The 17,105-nt window shown below is 59.8% G+C and carries 16 protein-coding genes; 8 read left to right on the forward strand and 8 right to left on the reverse strand.

Annotated elements, in window-relative coordinates:
* Positions 1-28: 28 nt before the first annotated feature.
* Positions 29-1,210, forward strand: coding sequence for an NlpB/DapX family lipoprotein (gene bamC, locus ACWHXP_RS03195; protein WP_209584046.1), 1,182 nt, complete (start codon positions 29-31; stop codon positions 1,208-1,210).
* Between the two features lie 18 nt (positions 1,211-1,228).
* Positions 1,229-2,014 (forward strand): MBL fold metallo-hydrolase, encoded by a 786-nt coding sequence (locus tag ACWHXP_RS03200; protein WP_121044979.1) that lies wholly within the window; start codon positions 1,229-1,231, stop codon positions 2,012-2,014.
* A gap of 440 nt (positions 2,015-2,454) precedes the next feature.
* Here the strand turns inward: ACWHXP_RS03200 and ACWHXP_RS03205 are convergent, their stop codons facing one another.
* Entirely contained in the window at positions 2,455-2,727 is a 273-nt protein-coding gene (locus ACWHXP_RS03205) for a hypothetical protein (protein ID WP_075259113.1), read from the reverse strand.
* A 322-nt stretch (positions 2,728-3,049) separates the two neighbouring features.
* Positions 3,050-4,177 carry a cupin domain-containing protein gene (locus ACWHXP_RS03210; protein ID WP_227022811.1) on the reverse strand — a complete coding sequence of 376 codons (1,128 nt, stop codon included), beginning with the start codon at positions 4,175-4,177 and terminating at the stop codon, positions 3,050-3,052.
* Between the two features lie 225 nt (positions 4,178-4,402).
* Here ACWHXP_RS03210 and ACWHXP_RS03215 point away from each other — a divergent pair, with 225 nt between their 5' ends.
* Positions 4,403-4,945 carry an FKBP-type peptidyl-prolyl cis-trans isomerase gene (locus ACWHXP_RS03215; protein WP_088754969.1) on the forward strand — a complete coding sequence of 181 codons (543 nt, stop codon included), beginning with the start codon at positions 4,403-4,405 and terminating at the stop codon, positions 4,943-4,945.
* 164 nt (positions 4,946-5,109) lie between these two features.
* Here the strand turns inward: ACWHXP_RS03215 and ACWHXP_RS03220 are convergent, their stop codons facing one another.
* Both ACWHXP_RS03220 and mutS read right to left on the reverse strand, forming a co-directional pair.
* Positions 5,110-6,051 (reverse strand): hypothetical protein, encoded by a 942-nt coding sequence (locus ACWHXP_RS03220; RefSeq protein WP_259432765.1) that lies wholly within the window; start codon positions 6,049-6,051, stop codon positions 5,110-5,112.
* A gap of 54 nt (positions 6,052-6,105) precedes the next feature.
* Positions 6,106-8,757 (reverse strand): DNA mismatch repair protein MutS, encoded by a 2,652-nt coding sequence (mutS, locus tag ACWHXP_RS03225; RefSeq protein WP_489634527.1) that lies wholly within the window; start codon positions 8,755-8,757, stop codon positions 6,106-6,108.
* 240 nt (positions 8,758-8,997) lie between these two features.
* On the opposite strand from mutS, the gene ACWHXP_RS03230 reads away from it, so the two are divergent.
* Positions 8,998-10,296 carry a tyrosine-type recombinase/integrase gene (locus ACWHXP_RS03230; RefSeq protein ID WP_489634526.1) on the forward strand — a complete coding sequence of 433 codons (1,299 nt, stop codon included), beginning with the start codon at positions 8,998-9,000 and terminating at the stop codon, positions 10,294-10,296.
* Here the strand turns inward: ACWHXP_RS03230 and ACWHXP_RS03235 are convergent.
* The 4 genes from ACWHXP_RS03235 to ACWHXP_RS03250 all read right to left on the reverse strand — a co-directional run bounded on the left by ACWHXP_RS03235 (position 10,238) and on the right by ACWHXP_RS03250 (position 13,121).
* Positions 10,238-10,498: a helix-turn-helix transcriptional regulator gene (locus ACWHXP_RS03235; protein WP_489634525.1), complete on the reverse strand. Its 261-nt coding sequence runs from the start codon at positions 10,496-10,498 to the stop codon at positions 10,238-10,240. The two genes, ACWHXP_RS03230 and ACWHXP_RS03235, sit on opposite strands and share 59 nt — an antisense overlap.
* Before the next feature lie 352 nt (positions 10,499-10,850).
* Positions 10,851-11,612 carry a PRTRC system ThiF family protein gene (locus ACWHXP_RS03240; protein ID WP_489634524.1) on the reverse strand — a complete coding sequence of 254 codons (762 nt, stop codon included), beginning with the start codon at positions 11,610-11,612 and terminating at the stop codon, positions 10,851-10,853.
* Between the two features lies 1 nt (position 11,613).
* Complete coding sequence (locus ACWHXP_RS03245; RefSeq protein WP_489634523.1) at positions 11,614-12,366, reverse strand: PRTRC system protein A; 753 nt, start codon at positions 12,364-12,366, stop codon at positions 11,614-11,616.
* Positions 12,363-13,121 carry a PRTRC system protein B gene (locus ACWHXP_RS03250; protein WP_489634522.1) on the reverse strand — a complete coding sequence of 253 codons (759 nt, stop codon included), beginning with the start codon at positions 13,119-13,121 and terminating at the stop codon, positions 12,363-12,365. Before ACWHXP_RS03250 ends, ACWHXP_RS03245 begins: the two co-directional genes overlap by 4 nt.
* A gap of 42 nt (positions 13,122-13,163) precedes the next feature.
* Here ACWHXP_RS03250 and ACWHXP_RS03255 point away from each other — a divergent pair, with 42 nt between their 5' ends.
* The 4 genes from ACWHXP_RS03255 to ACWHXP_RS03270 all read left to right on the forward strand — a co-directional run bounded on the left by ACWHXP_RS03255 (position 13,164) and on the right by ACWHXP_RS03270 (position 17,075).
* Positions 13,164-14,858: a virulence-associated E family protein gene (locus ACWHXP_RS03255; RefSeq protein ID WP_489634521.1), complete on the forward strand. Its 1,695-nt coding sequence runs from the start codon at positions 13,164-13,166 to the stop codon at positions 14,856-14,858.
* 435 nt (positions 14,859-15,293) lie between these two features.
* Positions 15,294-15,557 (forward strand): hypothetical protein, encoded by a 264-nt coding sequence (locus ACWHXP_RS03260; protein ID WP_489634520.1) that lies wholly within the window; start codon positions 15,294-15,296, stop codon positions 15,555-15,557.
* A gap of 351 nt (positions 15,558-15,908) precedes the next feature.
* Entirely contained in the window at positions 15,909-16,382 is a 474-nt protein-coding gene (locus ACWHXP_RS03265; protein ID WP_489634519.1) for a hypothetical protein, read from the forward strand.
* Positions 16,383-16,487: 105 nt separating this feature from the next.
* On the forward strand, positions 16,488-17,075 hold the full coding sequence (locus tag ACWHXP_RS03270) for a hypothetical protein (RefSeq protein ID WP_489634518.1): 588 nt from the start codon (positions 16,488-16,490) through the stop codon (positions 17,073-17,075).
* Positions 17,076-17,105 lie beyond the last annotated feature (30 nt).

Consider the following 17,105-nt stretch of genomic DNA (forward strand, 5'->3'; position numbering starts at 1 on the left):
ATCCGATTCCGCTTTCACTAGTAACGATATGACTAATAGCAATAACGTTCGTCCGGTCTCCCGCTCCGCGTACACACTTACCCAACGCAGCATCGTCGTCGCACTGGCGCTGGCCGGACTGGCAGGATGCTCGTCCATCGGCAACATGCTCGAAGGCGACCGTATCGATTACAAGAGCGCCGAAAAGGCCCGTGGCCCGCGCCTGGAAGTGCCGCCCGACCTCACCCAGCTGCAGCGCGACAACCGCTACGCCATCCCTGAAGCCAACAAGGGTGTGGCCACTGCCTCCGGCTACCAGCTGGAACAGCAGAACAAGCCGACCACCGATGTCACCTCCGTGGCACCGACGTCCAAGGGCAACGAAATCCGTATCGAGCGCGATGGTTCGCAGCGCTGGCTGGTGGTCAAGCAGACCCCGGAACAGCTGTGGCCGCAGATCAAGGACTTCTGGCAAGACAGCGGATTCCTGATCAATATCGAATCGCCCGATACCGGCGTGATGGAAACCGACTGGGCCGAGAACCGCGCCAAGATCCCGCAGGACTTCATCCGCAATACCTTGGGCAAGGTGTTTGATTCCCTGTACTCCACCGGCGAGCGCGACAAGTTCCGCACCCGTCTGGAACGCGGCCCGAACGGCACCACCGAAATCTTCATCAGCCATCGCGGTGCCGAAGAAGTGCTGACCGGTTCGGCCAAGGAAACCTCGGTCTGGACCGCACGTCCCTCCGATCCTGGCCTGGAAGCTGAATTCCTGTCGCGCCTGATGGTGCGCCTGGGTGCAGAAGAAACCAAGGCCAAGGCAGCCGTGGCCAATGCTCCCTCGCTGCAGGCCCGTTCGCGCCTGCAGAAGACCGCCACCGGCACCAGCGTGCAAGTGGATGAGGGCTTCGACCGCGCATGGCGTCGCGTCGGCCTGGCACTGGACCGCGTGGGCTTCACCGTGGAAGACCGCGACCGCAGCCAGGGCATCTACTTCGTGCGCTACGTGGACCAGAACCAGGATGCCAAGGACAAGAAGGATGACGGTTTCTTCTCGCGCATCTTCAGCTCCAAGGACAAGGACAAGAAGGCTGCCAAGTACCGCATCGTGGTCAAGGGTGCCGGTTCCGACAGCAGCAACATCGTCGTGCAGAACGGCGAGGGCGGTCCGGATACCTCGGGTATCTCCGACAAGATCCTCGGTCTGCTCAACGACCAGCTGAAGTAAGCAGGACCCGGGGCTCAGATGAAGTTCGCGAGCCTCGGTAGCGGCAGCGAGGGCAATGCGCTGCTGATCTCGGCCGCAGCCGGCGACCAGCGTCCCTCCTCGGGGACCACGGTCATGCTGGACTGCGGCTTTACTTTGCGCGAAGCCGAAAAGCGCATGCTGCGCCTGGGCCTGGATCCTTCCGACGTCTCGGCCATCGTGGTCACGCATGAACATTCGGACCACGTCAGCGGCGTCTTCAAATTCGCGCGGCGCTATCGCATTCCGGTCTGGCTCAGTTATGGCACCTGGCAGGCGGTGGCCGAGCAGGCCAACGATGTCGATGTACGTTTCTGCGCCGATGGCCAGAAGCTTGCCATCGGCGATCTCGAACTCTCTCCCTATACCGTTCCGCACGATGCCCGCGAGCCGGTCCAGTACGTGGCCAGCGATGGTGATCGTCGCCTCGGCGTGTTGACCGATGCCGGCCAGCCGACTGCGCACCTGGTGCAGGCCCTTGATGCCTGCGATGCGCTGCTGCTGGAATGCAATCACGACCGCGACATGCTGGATCGCTCGCCTTATCCCGCCTTCCTCAAGCGCCGCATCGGCGGCGACTACGGCCATCTGGCCAACGACGCCAGCGCCGAGATCCTGCGGCTGCTCGACAAAAGCCGGCTCAAGCGCGTCATCGGCGCTCACCTGAGCCAGCAGAACAACACTCCCGAACTGGCCCGTGCGGCCATCGAAAGCGTACTCGGCACCACTTTTGGCGAGATCGGCATCGCCTGTCAGGAAGAAGGCTTCGCCTGGCTGGACGTCTGATCGCAAAACGCGAGTGGGTCAGCTCTTTGTCAGGCTGTCTGTGTCTTGGGTGCGCTGCGTCAGAAACAATTTGTTTCTCTTTTTCTTCAGCTTGAAGGGCCTTGATTTGATCCCGGTCCGCGGTTCCGTCTCGTCTGCTGCGATATTGTGTCTTCGATAAGAAATGCGGCTTCTGCGGGCTTGTCAGGTCGTTGTCAGTGGGTGAGCCAGGATTGAATGCGGCGATGCGTTCCTGGGCCGTTCTGAGCGGTTTGCGCTGGATCAAACGAGGGCAATGTCCGGGAGATCTGAAGTGAAGGCGGCTTCACGTGCCAAGTGAAGAGAAAAGACAGTGATATAAAGTTTCGGACTGGAACGCCCGGCAAAAACAAAACGACAACAAAACTCGGGACGAAAAAAAACCGGTCTTGCGACCGGTTTTTTCGAAAATAATCCGAAGATTACTTGGCCGGAGCGGCTTCAGCCGGCTTTGCATCAGCGGCCGGAGCGGCAGCGTCAGCAGGCTTCGCATCAGCAGCCGGAGCAGCGGCGTCAGCCGGCTTGGCAGCGTCAGCAGCAGGAGCGGCGTCAGCCGGCTTTGCATCAGCAGCCGGAGCAGCAGCGGCCGGAGCTTCAGCAGCAGGAGCAGCAGCAGGTGCCGGTGCTTCTTCCTTCTTGCCGCAAGCAGCCAGGGCAACAGCCAACAACGAAGCGATCAACAGAGTCTTTTTCATGAATATTCCTTCAATATTTAAAAATTGTGCGATGAATAATTACCGGTAATTATCGCTCTACTGGGAGGCTTTCGCCGCGGGTAAGACCTCACGGTCGGGCTTCGGTTCTTGCTTCTTTTTTACTGCCGAAACAACGCCTGACAACGAAAACTTTCCAGCCCATCATTATAGCTATTTTTTTCCGGAATCACATCGCCACTATGGGAATTCGTAAGAATTTGTAAGAACTTACATCCCTTTTCAGCGGCCCGGAAAGTCTTGGCGCAAGCCGCTCTCCGGGATTTTCTAAAGTAATTTCGAGAAGTGTCCGCAATAAATTTCATTAATCTCGAATGATGTCGAGCCAGCCACTTTCATGCCATTGGTGCAATGCTTCCAGCAGGTCTTCGGAGGCCAGGTCGAGGTCGGATTTCTCCAGCACACGCGAGTCTGCCAATCGCGCCAGGATCGCCTTGTCGCCGCGATTGACCTGGAAGGATTCGCCATTGATGAAGACGTGAGAGCCACGGTACAGCATGCGCGTCTTGCGATGCAGCGCCAGACCGCGTTTCTTCGCGCCCTGGAAAAAGCGAGCAAAAGATAATTCCTCGGTCCGTGCTTCGAAGAAAACGCTGGGTTTGGGCTCTGACAGATGCTCGCCCAGGAAGATGGTGATGTCGTCGTCGGTGAAGCGGATCTTGTTGAGCTCGTCGCGGATGCGCGCCACCATGTCCAGTGGCAATTCGGCGGGCTTGGCGGTGGCTTTCAGGTCAGGATCTTCATAGCGGCCGGACAGGTCGATGGTATCCATCATGAATTCAAGGAAGGATTCGCCCAGTTCCTGGTAGGCCGGTGAGCGGAAGCCGACCGAATAGGTCATGCATTCGCCGATGGCCACGCCGTCGTGCGCGTATTGCGGCGGCAGGTAGAGCATGTCGCCCGGTTCCAGCACGAATTCCTGTTCGGCTTGGAAGTGGCTGAGGATCTTCAGCGGCACGCCTTCTTCCAGCGTCAGGTCGTCTTGCGCGCTGATGCGCCAGCGGCGTTGTCCGTGGGCCTGCAGCAGGAAAACATCATAGGAATCGAAGTGCGGACCGACGCCGCCGCCATCGGTGGCGTAGCTGATCATCAGGTCGTCCAGGCGTGCATCGGGCACGAAGCGGAACTGGCGCAGCAGGGCATCGGCGGCCGGATGGTGCAGGTTCACGCCCTGCACCAGCAGGGTCCAGGCCTTTTGCTTCAGGGGCGGCAGCTTGTTGAAGGGGCCGTGCTGCATGTCCCAGCCATCGGTGCGATGGGTGATGAGGCGCGATTCGACATCATCGCGGCGGGCCAGGTCGAACAGTTCCTGACGCGGCAGCGGCGCGGTGAAATTGGGGATGGCGTTGCGGATCAGGAGCGGCTTCTTGTGCCAGTAGTCACGCAGGAATTGGGCGGGCGTGATGCCGCCGAGCAGATCGAGTTTTTTCATGGTCGCCATTATAGAGGTGCCAGCGCAGCCGTACGCCATTGGCGGCGGCCAAGTTTGATGCAGGTATAATCGCGGAGTCGAGATACCGTTTTTGAAAGCGTCCTTGCCTCGCGGGAATGGCAAGGGGATGGTTCTTAGGCCCCAACCCGGGTGGCAGGTGTCCCGCGCGACGCTTCCGCAGCAGCTGCCGCTCCCGCACCACTATCGATACAAAGGACCCTTACGATGAAGATCGCGAAGAATACCGTCGTTTCCGTCAACTACAAGCTGTCGGATGCCCAGAACAACCTGATCGAGCAAAGCAGCGAGCCGATGGTCTACCTGCACGGCGGCTATCACAACACCCTGCCCAAGATCGAAGAAGCGCTGGACGGCAAGGAAGTCGGCTACAGCACCACCATTCAGGTCGAACCGGAAGATGCCTTCGGCGAATATGATTCCGAGCTGGTCAAGATCGAGCCGGTCGAGCGCCTGCCGCAACCGCTGGAAGTGGGCATGCAGTTCGAAGGTTCGCCCGATGACGACAGCGAAGAGTCGGTCATCTTCACCGTCACCGAAGTGGCGGACGGCAAGGCCGTGCTCGATGGCAACCACCCGCTGGCCGGCATCGCGCTGCGCTTTGAACTGGCGGTCACCGAAGTGCGCGCCGCCTCCGAAGAAGAAGTGGCCCACGGTCACGTCCACGGTGCCCACGGCCACCATCATCACCACGATGATGAAGATGAAGGCGACGCCGGCGACCACTTCCGCAGCCAGCCGCTGAACTGATCGCTGAATTCTGATCGCAGCGCCGCAAGCCGATCCCGGAAATCGGGATTTTCCTTCCGGCTCCCATGCAAAAACGCCCGCAGATACGCTCTGCGGGCGTTTTTCTTCATTTAAACCGTAAAAATCCGTTTACCGGCAAGGATCTTGTACCTGGCATCGGGCAGCTAGCGCCGTTCTCCATCCGCATCGGCCACCGCAAACAGCTGTGGCAGATGGTCATCCACCACCACCTTGAGCCAGCGCTCACCCACGCCCACGCTGCCCAGGTTGCCGGTCCAGAGGATATGGGCGGGCGTCTTGTTCTTGCCGCCCTGGGCATGTACCACCAGCACCCGCCCCTGGAACTTGCCGGCAAGCTCGGAGAACAGCTTGCGCGTCTCGGCAAAACCATCGCGCTGGGTGCGGAAGAAGGAACGCTTGGGCGGCGGACCGAAGGGATTGCCATCACTGAAGAAGACGATGGCCGCGCTCTTCTTCAAGGCGGCAAAGGCGAACAGGTGTTGCAGCCAGTTGCGGTTGGCGATGAGGCGGTCCTCGAACTCATTGTTGCGGCCGCCATCGAGCAGGAAGTGATTGTTGGCCGCCGGCAGGTTCACGGTGGCAAAGAGCACGTTGCCGATTTCCCAGCGGGTGTTCTCGGCATAGCTGCGGAACTTGGGCGTGAGCGATTGGCGCAGCATCGGCAGCCGGCTCGCGCCCAGCGAGAATTCACTGGCATAGAAGATCTCGCGCATGCGGGCCAGGCGTTCGATGGCGTCCGAGCGGTTCTCGCGGTCGCGGCAGGTGATCCAGTCGCTGCCAGCCAGCGACACGAAGATGCCGTTCTGTGCCTGCGAGAGCATCTCGTGGCGCTCGGCATAGAGCGCGTCATCACAGCTTTCGGAGGGGGATTTGATGCCATTGACCACCACGAAGGCGAGGTTGTCGGCATCGGTCTCGGTCAGCGCCTGGCGCAGCGCCTGGTCGCCCTTGACGCCGGGCGCGGCATGGTTGATCACGCCGAACGAGAAATCCTGCCCGGCGGCCCGCGCCGCACCGCCCGCCATCAGGATGGCAGCGGTGAAGCAGGTGCACAGCAGGATGCGTCGGATCGGGCGGATCGGCATGCAGTCTCTCTGCGGTTCAAAGGGCGGCACGAAGCCGGCGTCCCCGTGGTGTTGTTATTGTCCCCGGCTCAGGGCTTTCAACTGGTAGAGCGCATCCAGCGCCTGGCGCGGCGTCAGGGCATCGGGATCGATGCCGTCCAGCGATTGCAGCAGCGCCTGGGCCAGCGGATCGGGTTCGACCGCGCTGGCGGGATTGCGTTCATGGTCCGCTTCTTCAGTTTCCGCTTGCGTTTCCATGAAGGAAGGGGCGCTGAACAGGTCGAACTGCGGCGTCGGCTGCATGGACTGGCTTTCCAGCGCCGACAGATGCTTGCGCGCCGCGCGGATCACCGGGGCCGGCACCCCCGCCAGCTGCGCCACCTGCAGCCCGTAGCTCTGCGAGGCCGGGCCGCTCTGCACGGCATGCAGGAACACGATGCTGTCCTTGTGCTCCACGGCCGACAGGTGCACGTTGGCCGCCGTCGGGTGGATCTCGGGCAGCTGCGTCAGTTCGAAGTAGTGGGTCGCAAACAGCGTGAAGCTGCGCGTCACGTCGATGAGATGCTTGGCAATCGCCCAGGCCAGGGCCAGGCCGTCGAAGGTCGAGGTGCCGCGTCCGACCTCATCCATCAGCACCAGCGAATGTTCGGTGGCGTTGTTGAGGATGGAGGCCGATTCGGTCATCTCCACCATGAAGGTGGAGCGGCCGCCGGCCAGGTCATCAGCGGCGCCGATCCGGGTGAAGATGCGGTCGATCGGTCCGATCACCGCGCTGGTGGCGGGCACGAAGCTGCCCACGTAGGCCAGCAGCGTGATCAGCGCCACCTGGCGCATGAAGGTCGATTTACCACCCATGTTGGGACCGGTGATGAGCAGCAGCTTGCGCTCGGCGGCGAGCTGGCAGTCATTGGCGATGAAGCGTTCGATCTGGTTCTCCACCACCGGATGGCGGCCTTGCTCGATCTGGATGCAGGGCTCATCGACCAGTTGTGGTGCGCACCAGTTGTTGCGCACGGCATGGTCGGCCAGGGCCACCAGGGTGTCGAGCTGGGCCAGCGCATGGGCGATGGATTGCAGGCGCACGATGTGCGCGCCCATGTCATTGAGGAGCTGCTCGTAGAGGAATTTCTCGCGCGACAGTGAACGTTCCTGCGCGGAGAGCGCCTTGTCCTCGAAGGCTTTCAGCTCGGGGATGATGTAGCGTTCGGCATTCTTCAGGGTCTGGCGGCGGCGATAGTCTTCCGGCACCTTGTCGGTCTGGCCGTGGGTGACCTCGATGTAGAAGCCATGCACCTTGTTGTATTCCACCCGCAGGTTGGCGATGCCGGTGCGTTCACGCTCGCGCGCTTCCAGTTCCAGCAGGTACTGGCCGGCGTTTTCCGACAGGCCGCGCAGTTCGTCCAGTTCAGCGTCATAGCCGCGCGCGATCACGCCGCCGTCGCGCACCATGGCGGCGGGCTCCAGCATGATGGCGCGTTCCAGCAGGTCCAGGCATTCCACGGGCGTGGCCAGGTCTTCGTGCAACTTGCCCAGCAGCGGTGCTTCGGCGTCGCGGGCGCACATCTCCACGTAGGCACGCAATGAACCCAGCTGCTGCAGGCCGCTGCGCAAGCCCGCCAGGTCGCGCGGACGGGCCGAGAGCAGGGCGATGCGGGTGGTGATGCGTTCGATGTCGGGCACGGCCGCCAGCGTGGCCGACAGGCCCGAGCAGGCATCCGTGCGCATCAGTGCATTGATGGCGGCATGGCGTTCGCGCGCCACTTGCTGGTCGCGCAGGGCGTGATGCAGCCAATGGCGCAGCAGGCGCGAGCCCATCGCGGTACGGCAGTGGTCCAGCGTGGAGAACAGCGTCGGGGCCAGGGCATTGGCATCCTGCGCGCGGATGGTTTCGGTCAGTTCCAGGTTGCGGCGGGTGGCGGCATCCAGGCCGATGAATTCATTTTCGGATTCGACCGTGAGCGTGCGCACGTGCTGCAGGCCGCGTCCCTGGGTCGATTGCGCATAGCGCAGCAGGGCACCGGCGGCACAGATGGCCGGGCCCAGGCCATCGGCACCGAAGCCGTGCAGGGTGGCCACGCCCAGTTGATCGAGCAGGGCCTTCTCGCTGCTGGGCTGGTCGAAATGCCAGTCCGGCACTGTCACGGCGCGGTTGGGCAGGAGCGGCTCGCACTGCTCCAGCTGGCCATCGGCCACCAGCACCTCGGCGGCCGAGATGCGTTCCAGTTCCTGCTTCACGCGGCCATCGAGCAAGCTGCTCTCGACCGTGAATTCCATCATCTTCAGCGCGCCGCTGGCCATGGACAGCCAGGCCAGGCCGACCTGCATCTGCTTGCGCGACTTCGAGGGCAGCAGCTGCATGGCCAGCAGGCAGCGCTCGGATTTCTCGGGCAAGAGGTCGGAATCGGTCAGGGTGCCGGGCGTGACGACCCGCACCACCTTGCGCTCCACCGGGCCCTTGCTGGTAGCCGGGTCGCCGATCTGTTCGCAGATCGCCACCGATTCGCCGAGCTTGATCAGGCGTGCCAGGTATTGCTCCACCGAATGGAAGGGGACACCTGCCATCTTGATCGGGTTGCCGTTGGATGAGCCGCGCTGGGTGAGGGTGACGCCCATCAGGCGCGAGGCCTTTTCGGCATCCTCGAAGAAGAGTTCATAGAAATCGCCCATGCGGTAGAACACCAGCGTGTTGGGATGGTCGGCCTTGATGCGCAGGTACTGCTGCATCATTGGCGTGTGACGCGAAACTTCCTCTTCGCTAAACCGTTGATTTGATGCCGAATTTTCTTTAACTACTTGATTCATAAAGGCTTTGCTGTTTCGTGTGGCGTAAATAGTTTCCGCGCCAAGTATCGCCAAAGGAAGTATCCACTTCGCTTTTAGCGTAAGTTTTTCGACTCGTCTCGGGACGAAGTTACGCTACAATCCCGGCGCATCACACGTGTGGTGAAAAGTTACGCCGGAGGGGGCATGTATTTTGACGCAAGGGCGGCGAAGCTGCTGCAGCCTGGTCAGCACCTGGTGGTGCCGGATCATCCTGGGCTTCGCCTGCAAGCCACCGAGTCTACACGGACTTGGGTCTACCGCTATAAGAGTCCCGTCGACGGGAAGATGCGCCAGGTAAAGATCGGGTCGTGGCCGGCAATGTCGGTCGCGGCCGCGATTGTACGTTGGGAAGAGCTCAAGGTCGAGCGCGACGCCGGCGTCGATCTGGCGGTGCAACGCCGAGACGGTCGCAAGCAAGCGCAGGAGTTGGCTGATTCGATGAAGGAGTCAGAGAGGCTGGCCAGCCTCTCTGTCGCGGAGGTCTGCCGCTTCTACCTCGAGGGCCACATCCGAGTGAACCGGATGGATAAGGGCTACCGTGAGGTGAAGCGTACCTTCGATACCATGCTGGGAGAGTTCGGAGATCGGGCCGCAATATCGGTCAGCCGCCGCGATGCATTCGCTTTCCTGCAGCAGTTCCTGCATATCCCGGTCCAGGGCGCTAACCTCCGGCGCGAGCTCGGTGCCGCCTGGTCATACAGCCTCGACGCCGGCAACCTTCCGGACGATACCCCGAATTTTTGGCGTGACATCATGCGTGGGCAGTTCCGGAGCCGTGGCCACCAGGTGCGCGGTGAATACCGAGGAACGGACAAGCGGGTCTTGTCCGAGGCCGAGCTGGCGCTTCTGATTCCATGGCTGCCCAATTTCACCGGCACTAATGAAGACATCCTGACGATGTATCTTTGGACATGCGCTCGCGGCACAGAGATCTGCCAGATTCATGAGAGCGAGATATCGGAAGAGACTGATGGTTGGTGGTGGACGATACCGAAGGCAAAAACAAAGAATCGGCGCCAGGGCGGCGCCACTGATCATCGCATACCGCTCGTCGGCCGTGCGCTTAGAATCGTCAAGCGCCGGCTGCAAGACCCGGTGAACGGCTATCTGTTCACCGGGCGGAAGGGCGAGGTGTGGGAGCAGAAAAACGTAGGGGTGGCGGTGCATTATCACCGGCCAGAGAACGAGAGTAGGCCGGAGGCGCAGCGCAAGCGCCTGCCAGTATCAGGCTGGGCGCCCCATGATCTGCGACGGACATCCCGGACGCTGTTGGCTGCGATGGGGTGCCCGGAGGACATCGCTGAAATGATCCTCGGGCATATGTTGGAAGGCGTGCGGGGAGTCTACAATCGCCACAAATACGACAAAGAAAGGCGCGAGTGGCTCACGCGCCTTTCTGAGCGACTGGAGCAGATTGCTGCTGGCGGCGGCCAGGCTTCTTAGCTCCGGTGTTGGGTGGAGGGGCGAGATCTGACACCGGGCGGTTTTCAGCCCATTCCAAGATTTCCTTCACCAGCCAGCCAACGCGTCGTCCGCCGAGATGGCGAGGTGCGGGGAACTGCTGCTCGCGGATCATCTTCTGGATGGTTGTCTCGCTGAGTGTCGTGGCAGCACACAGCTCAGGCATGTCGAAGTAGATCTTCATTGTCGAAATCATGGCTGGCTCTCTCTTTCTTCTGCTGGCTGGCAGAGTGCGGCGTAGGCGGCCTGCTCCCCCTCCAGGCGCAGAAGTTGTTGGCGCAGGCCCATGACCGTGCAAGCTTCTTCTCCGCAGGGCGTGCCAGCGTTTATAGGTTGACCCTCACCTATGGCCTTAAGGTGCCGGGCGATGATCCTGGCCGCAGGGAATGGGTGTCCGCACCACCGGTCAACGTCAAGGACTGCGAAAAGGTACCTGTCCGCGCGCTCCTCAGCCTTGATAGCACGCCTGATCCCGATGAATACACCAATAAGGTAGGCGCCGAGAGCGCACGCGGCTGCGAGAAGGCTGATCGTCTTCATGCGACCTCCATCATGTTGTTTGCTACTGCCATGGGTACCATACGGCCAGCCTTAAGATTCATAAATGCACCGTGCCAGTTCACCTGGCCATGACGGAACATTTCCCAGAGAAGCTGGAGAGCCGGTGTCACGATGGATTGGTTGACGAACAGCTCTTGCTTTTCCAGCGCTTCCGCCAGGCCGCAACTTGGGGTGTCGTCTTCTGGAATCGCCACATTGACGAGCTCAGGAAGAACGTCATAGGGATAGGGCAGGCGCACGTGCCCGTCAGGAGTGCGCTCGCCAGCTGTGATATGTGCTCTCGGCTGGCCAAGGATGACCTGGCCATCGGCCGCCCGATTGCCGAGGTCCATCACATAGTGAGGCTCTCGGCTCCAGCTGTTAATCTGCTGATCAATGTCATAGCGAGCCGCTATGCTGTCGACGCATACGATCACCATGCCAGCATTTCCATGTCCGGAATAGCGATCGGGATGGGCCTTCCAGTTCAATCCGAAAAACGCGTTGATGCGATGTGTCAGCACGATGGCCTTGGATTGCCCGACGTCGGCGCGCGTGAAGAGCTGGCGTGCCAGGTTGGCTTCGCTTACCGTGTCCGGATCCCAGCTGCGGACCATCAAGCCAGGATGCCCCAGTGCCTGCAGTGCATGGTCCAGCCTGGCCAGGCCCGTGAGCATCTGCGAGCCGTTTCCGCCGCATCCGATAAGATCAATTTCCACTACCTTCTCCAACAGATGGGGGTGGGTGTAATGCGGCATCTCACCCTCCAAACAGTTTGTCCGCTGGCACGGTGATAGGAGCGTAGAGCCCCAGCATGCACAAGCGGAAGGATACGGTGGGAGAATCGCTATCCAGGTTGCCGATGACCCCCGCAAACTTTACGCTGCCGGCGTCGTCCAGATTGTCCTGGTCGCTGAAGAACGCAGGCATCGAGCCGTGACTATGCATATCGATGGCCAACGACTGATGTGCCGGAAGCGAGTCAGTGCGATATCGGACCGAACCTGGCGTTGCGTCTTCGATCTGCAACTTGACGGGCACCAGTTGGCAGGCCTCGCTGTCCCATGCAATGTGGCAGATGTCCTCGTTGGGAAGGTGGCTCACAGCCTGCCGGGCAAAGGCGCGCATCAGATCAATGGCGCAGCTGAGCCGACCAAAGGCCAGTTGGTTGCGGGGCGAGATCTCGCCAAATGGCATGGCGACAGCGCGCTGCTCGCTTAAGCGGACGATGGAATGGAGCCATGGACGACGCACCTCCAAGTAGAGGCCGTCCCGCGCCAGCAGAAAGCGGTGCTTGTTTTCCTCGATAGGCACAAACATACCGTGTTGGGGCACCACTGCCACAGGGGCTGCCAGGAAGCTGGCCTGATCGAGCGGCGCGGCCGGGTCATCGCCAGCGCCGGCAATCGGGTAGAGCGAGTGCAGAGAGTGCGCCGCCTTTCGCAGCGTTGCAATCTCGTCGATGGCACTGGTGATGGTGTTCTGCAATTTGTCGAAGGCGATAGCGTTCATTTGGTCAGTTCCTTAATCTTTTGGGCAAGAGTGGATTTGCATGGCACGAGCCATTGGGCCCACTCCCATGCGGCATTAGGGTTGTCCAGCAAGTGTTTCCACATCGGGATCGCGCCACCCTGGCAACTGACCAGATTGGGATCGTTGGGGTGCGTGAACCGACTACCATAGAAGGCGCGCTCATAGTCCTTCATCGCTCCGGCGTCCATGGACTTCGGCATGGCCACGTTCCCGGTGCACACTTCGCCGCTCTTCCAGACATTGAAGTAGGGGGCCTTGTACAAGGGCGTTTCCGGGCGTGGGCGTTCCTCACCCTCCGTCGAGAACACATACAGACGGCCGGAGCTCACAAGAAAGACCACGCCAGGTTGGGTGATGGTTGCGCTGGCCTCGCCGATTACGTCATCCTGAGTTGTGAACCAAAGATGACGCGGCTGTGGTGGGCACCACCAAGCAATTAAGCGAGGTGCCATATACAGCAGGTTTTCCGGAATGAAGCCTGCAAAGGCTGCGGCCGCAGATATTTTCTCTCCCAGTTGCGCAAGTACCTTTTTGCTAGGCGCACTGCCCGGACCGAGCAATGGCACGTCTGGCGCGTCTTCGGCATAGATCACCTGATGATTACTGGCATATACCGATCGACCGTCGCTGGATGAATACAGCAGGAGGGCACCGATTAGATCCATTTCCTTTGACGCCTCGGCCTCGACGATACCGAAGCTGGCCGCCTGACTACGCAGTTGAACTCTGCTCATGTACGTGCTCCTATCAGGAGGATCAGCTCTTCTATCGATGGCGTGGTCATCGACGGACAGCAGCGTATGCATCCTGGGAGGGACGGGGAATACCAGGTCACCGCAAGCTGGTGCCAGGGCATAGGCGAACTTGGGTTCATCGAGGTTCGAGTTGCCGGCGACGGATTCACGCGCACCTTACGGTACGAGAATACCGGACTGGTCAAAGCCCATGAAGCCGCGCAGGCGATTGGTAATGCCTCCGTGGTGGTGCCCGAGTTTGCGGATCGCGGTGAGAACAAGTGGACCGATTGGAATGACCTTCATTGTGTCGAAGGCCTGGAAGCGTGCGCCCAGCAGCTGGAGGCCGCGGTCCTGTGCGCGCTCACGCCACCGGTGGTCAAAGCCGCGCAGGCTGAGAAGGAGCTTGCGCGCTCGGTGGCGGCGCCGGCCGCGAACACCGCTGCCGCAGAGAAGGTGATCCGTTCTGAGACCGGGCCTATGGAGGCCGAGCATGAGAATTCCGAGCTCACTTGGGAGGCGCGCCTCGTCCGTAATGATAAGGGGCAGATTCTTCCTGTTCTGAGCAACGTGGTGGACGTCTTGCTCAATTCGCCCGATTGGGAGGGCGTGATTGTGTACGATGAATTCAGCGGCCAGGTGGTCAAGGCTAAGGCACCACCGTTTCCGCGCGGTGAGATTGGCGAGTGGACCGACAAGGACGACCTGCGTGCGACTCTGTGGATACAGAGGAAGTATTCCTTTCATCCTAGAGAAGACGTGGTGATGAAGGGAGTGCTGCTGGCCGCCGATGCGCAATCGCGGCACGTGGTGCGCGACTACCTCGACCCGCTGGTGTGGGACGGAAAAGAGCGGTTGTCGATGTGGATGATCGACTACCTTGGGGCCGAGGATATTGAGTATGTACGCCGGGTATCACGCAAGTTCATGATTGGCGCAGTGGCCCGCATTTACAAGCCAGGCTGCAAGATGGACAACGTGCTGATTCTGGAAGGGACGCAAGGGCTGAAAAAATCAACGGCCCTGAAGACTTTGGCCGGAGAGTGGTTTACCGATGCGCCCCTCCGATTTGAGAACAAGGATACCTATTCGATCATGCGGGGTAAGTGGATCATTGAGCTGGCCGAGCTGGACTCGTTTAACAAGGCCGACTCTGAAGCTGCCAAGCAGTTCTTTGGGCAGTATGTTGATCGGTATCGAGACTTTTATGGGAAGCGCGCGAGCGATGTGCCGCGCCAGCAGGTTTTCGCGGGCAGCACGAACAAATATGTTTATCTCAAGGACGAGACCGGCAACCGCCGTTATTGGCCAGTGCGAGCCATCGAGATTTATCTTGAGGCGCTCGCGGCCGCCAGGGATCAACTTTGGGCTGAAGCCGTGGTAGCATTCCGCGCTGGCGAGCCTTACTGGGAAACGCCTGACGATGTTCCTCTCTTCCGTGAACAGCAGGAAGCTCGTTTCGTAAGCGATGCTTACACCGAAGTTATCGCTGTCGGATTGATCGGTAAGACCCAGACCAGCGTGACGGATGTTTTGCAAAATATCCTCAAGTTGGACACTTCCAAGTGGACGATGCCGGAGCAACAACGAGTTGGCCGCAGCTTGGGCCAACTCGGGTGGATACGCAAAAAGGGGCCGAGTAAGGGTGGTGATCGCCCCTGGATCTACGTGCGGGGCGATGGCGAGGCGGTTTCTTCGTCCGGTCAGGAAGAGGAGGGCGACGATGCTCCGATCTGATTCCTATCGGCAAAAATATTTTGATCTGTCCCAGTCTTTTGATTCACTGGGACAGCACTGGGACAGGCCCGTAAATGCTGGGTTGTCCCAGTCTTTCGATTCACTGGGACAGCACTGGGACAGGCCTGTAAATGCTGGGCTGTCCCAGTCTTTCGATTCACTGGGACAGCACTGGGACAGCACGCCGAAATCTGTCCCAGTGTCCCAGTCTGGCGGAAAGACTGGGACAGCGGAAACCCGCATGCCGCTGCGGGTTGTCCCAGCTGTCCCAGTTGTCCCAGTGGTTTGCCTCGTGTGTGTGTGCGTGCGTGTGTGTGCGTGCATGTGTGCGAGGGCGCGTGCCTGCGCGTACACGCGTGCGCGCGTCCCCTGCCTTTTCACTGGGACAACTGGGACAGCTGGGACGGTAGCCAAGATGGGAGGTCGTCATGGCTGATGATCTCCACAATTTCCATCACCCAGTTGAAACCCTGGCTGAAGACTTGGACGGTAGTGATCCCGCGCTATTCTCGCGGCTGCAAAACTGGCGAGAGTATCTTCGGCCTGGTGGACGATCTGCTGGCGGTGATGGGCCAGGCTGGGTCGGCCAGTACATCGCACTTCGGAATACCGACCAGAATATCGGTGCCACGTCTCTTGCGCGTCACTCCGGTCGGCGTGCAGATACGAAAGATGGCTGGCTTGTCGAGCGAGCAGTAGCCTCGCTGGTCAGCGAGTACGAGCGCGAGCTCTTGCGAGCATGGTACGTGTGGTGCTTGCCGCCATCAGTTATCCGTCGCCGGGCGCGCGTCCGAGGGCCACATCTCCGTGACGTCAGGTTGAGAGCAGAAAAAAATTTGCAGCAGGCTCTTGTCAAACTGGAGGCGCGGGACTAAAGTTACATCCAACAAATTTACGTCGCCGCCGTTTTGCGTGCCTTGAAGTGTCTGCCCTATGGCAGGCATTTTGGCGACCAGGTTAAGTAAAGCCCCGCCCAGTAATGGTTCGGGGCTTTTGTCTTTTGGATGCTATATTTCGATCTCCATTATGACAATTTTCTAGGGAGGGGAAATGGATATAGCCATTGTTGAACAGGCTGCAAATCAACTCTACGCGCGCCAACAAGAGGCCAGAGAAATCGAGCAGGTCGCGGGGGATTTTAATGCCGCGCTTGTCACTATCGAGTCTTGGGATCCGCTGCCGGCTTACCTCACGAGCAGCTCCTTTGAGAAAAGAAGCGGAAAATTCAATTGTGCAATTAATACGACGTTTGGCACTATTGAGGTTCGATACATGTTGTGTCGAGCTAAAGGTGCTGGTTCGAACATCTTTGTCGGGCGGTATAACTTCTACTTGAACGAAGCCGAAAAAGAATCAAAGCCATTTCTTAGTATTGATTTTGATCGAATCGGTAACGTCTTAAATCCGGACTTTCCCCTGCAATCTATCTCGTATTTCGCCGGCAGTTTGCCAAAGTTTCGAGCAGTTTTTGTCACGATGTTGGTGTATGCAGCGACTGACTCATTACCAGTCGCCGGCGACTAAGGAACTCACTAGCCCGCAATTGCGGGCTTTTTTTCGACCAGAGATTTTTTCCCAGCCCGACTCGAGACAGCAAGTGTTTGCCCGTACCACTGAAGAAAGGTGTACATGCTTATCGCTACCGTAAGGCATGACCTGCTTGCCAATGCACTGAAGTTCAAGGAAGCCGGTAAGCAGCTCCCTTTCGGGATTGCGAAGGGGCTGACTGCAACAGCGAAGGATGCCCAGATTGCACTCGGAAAGGCGCTGCCGGAAAACCTTGATCGCCCGACCCCATTCACCTTAAAGGCGTTTGGCGTCGAGCCGGCCACAAAGCAGAAGCAGTACGCCAAAGTCTTCATTAAGGATGATCAGGAAAAGTATCTCCAGTATCAGGTGGCAGGTGGAACGCGCACGCCAGCTAGACGTGCTGTCGTCGTGCCAAAAGGCGTACGACTGAACCAGTACGGCAACATGACGCGAGGCGCCATCAAAAAGCTGTTGGCTCGGAAGGATGTCTTCAGTGGCAAGGTCAAAGGTGTCGCGGGAATCTACCAGCGCAAAGGCACGCATGTGCAGCTGATCGTCAGCTATGCGGACCGCGTGCAATACAAGAAGCGATTCCCGTTCGGAGACATCGGGCAGGCCGCCGTCAGGGCGAGCTCTGCGAAGAATCTGATCGCGGCGATCGACGCGGCCCTGGCCTCGGCCCGGTAGGGCGGGTGTTGCTCGGGTGACATTTTTTTC

Source organism: Herbaspirillum sp. Her2 (assembly GCF_057961375.1).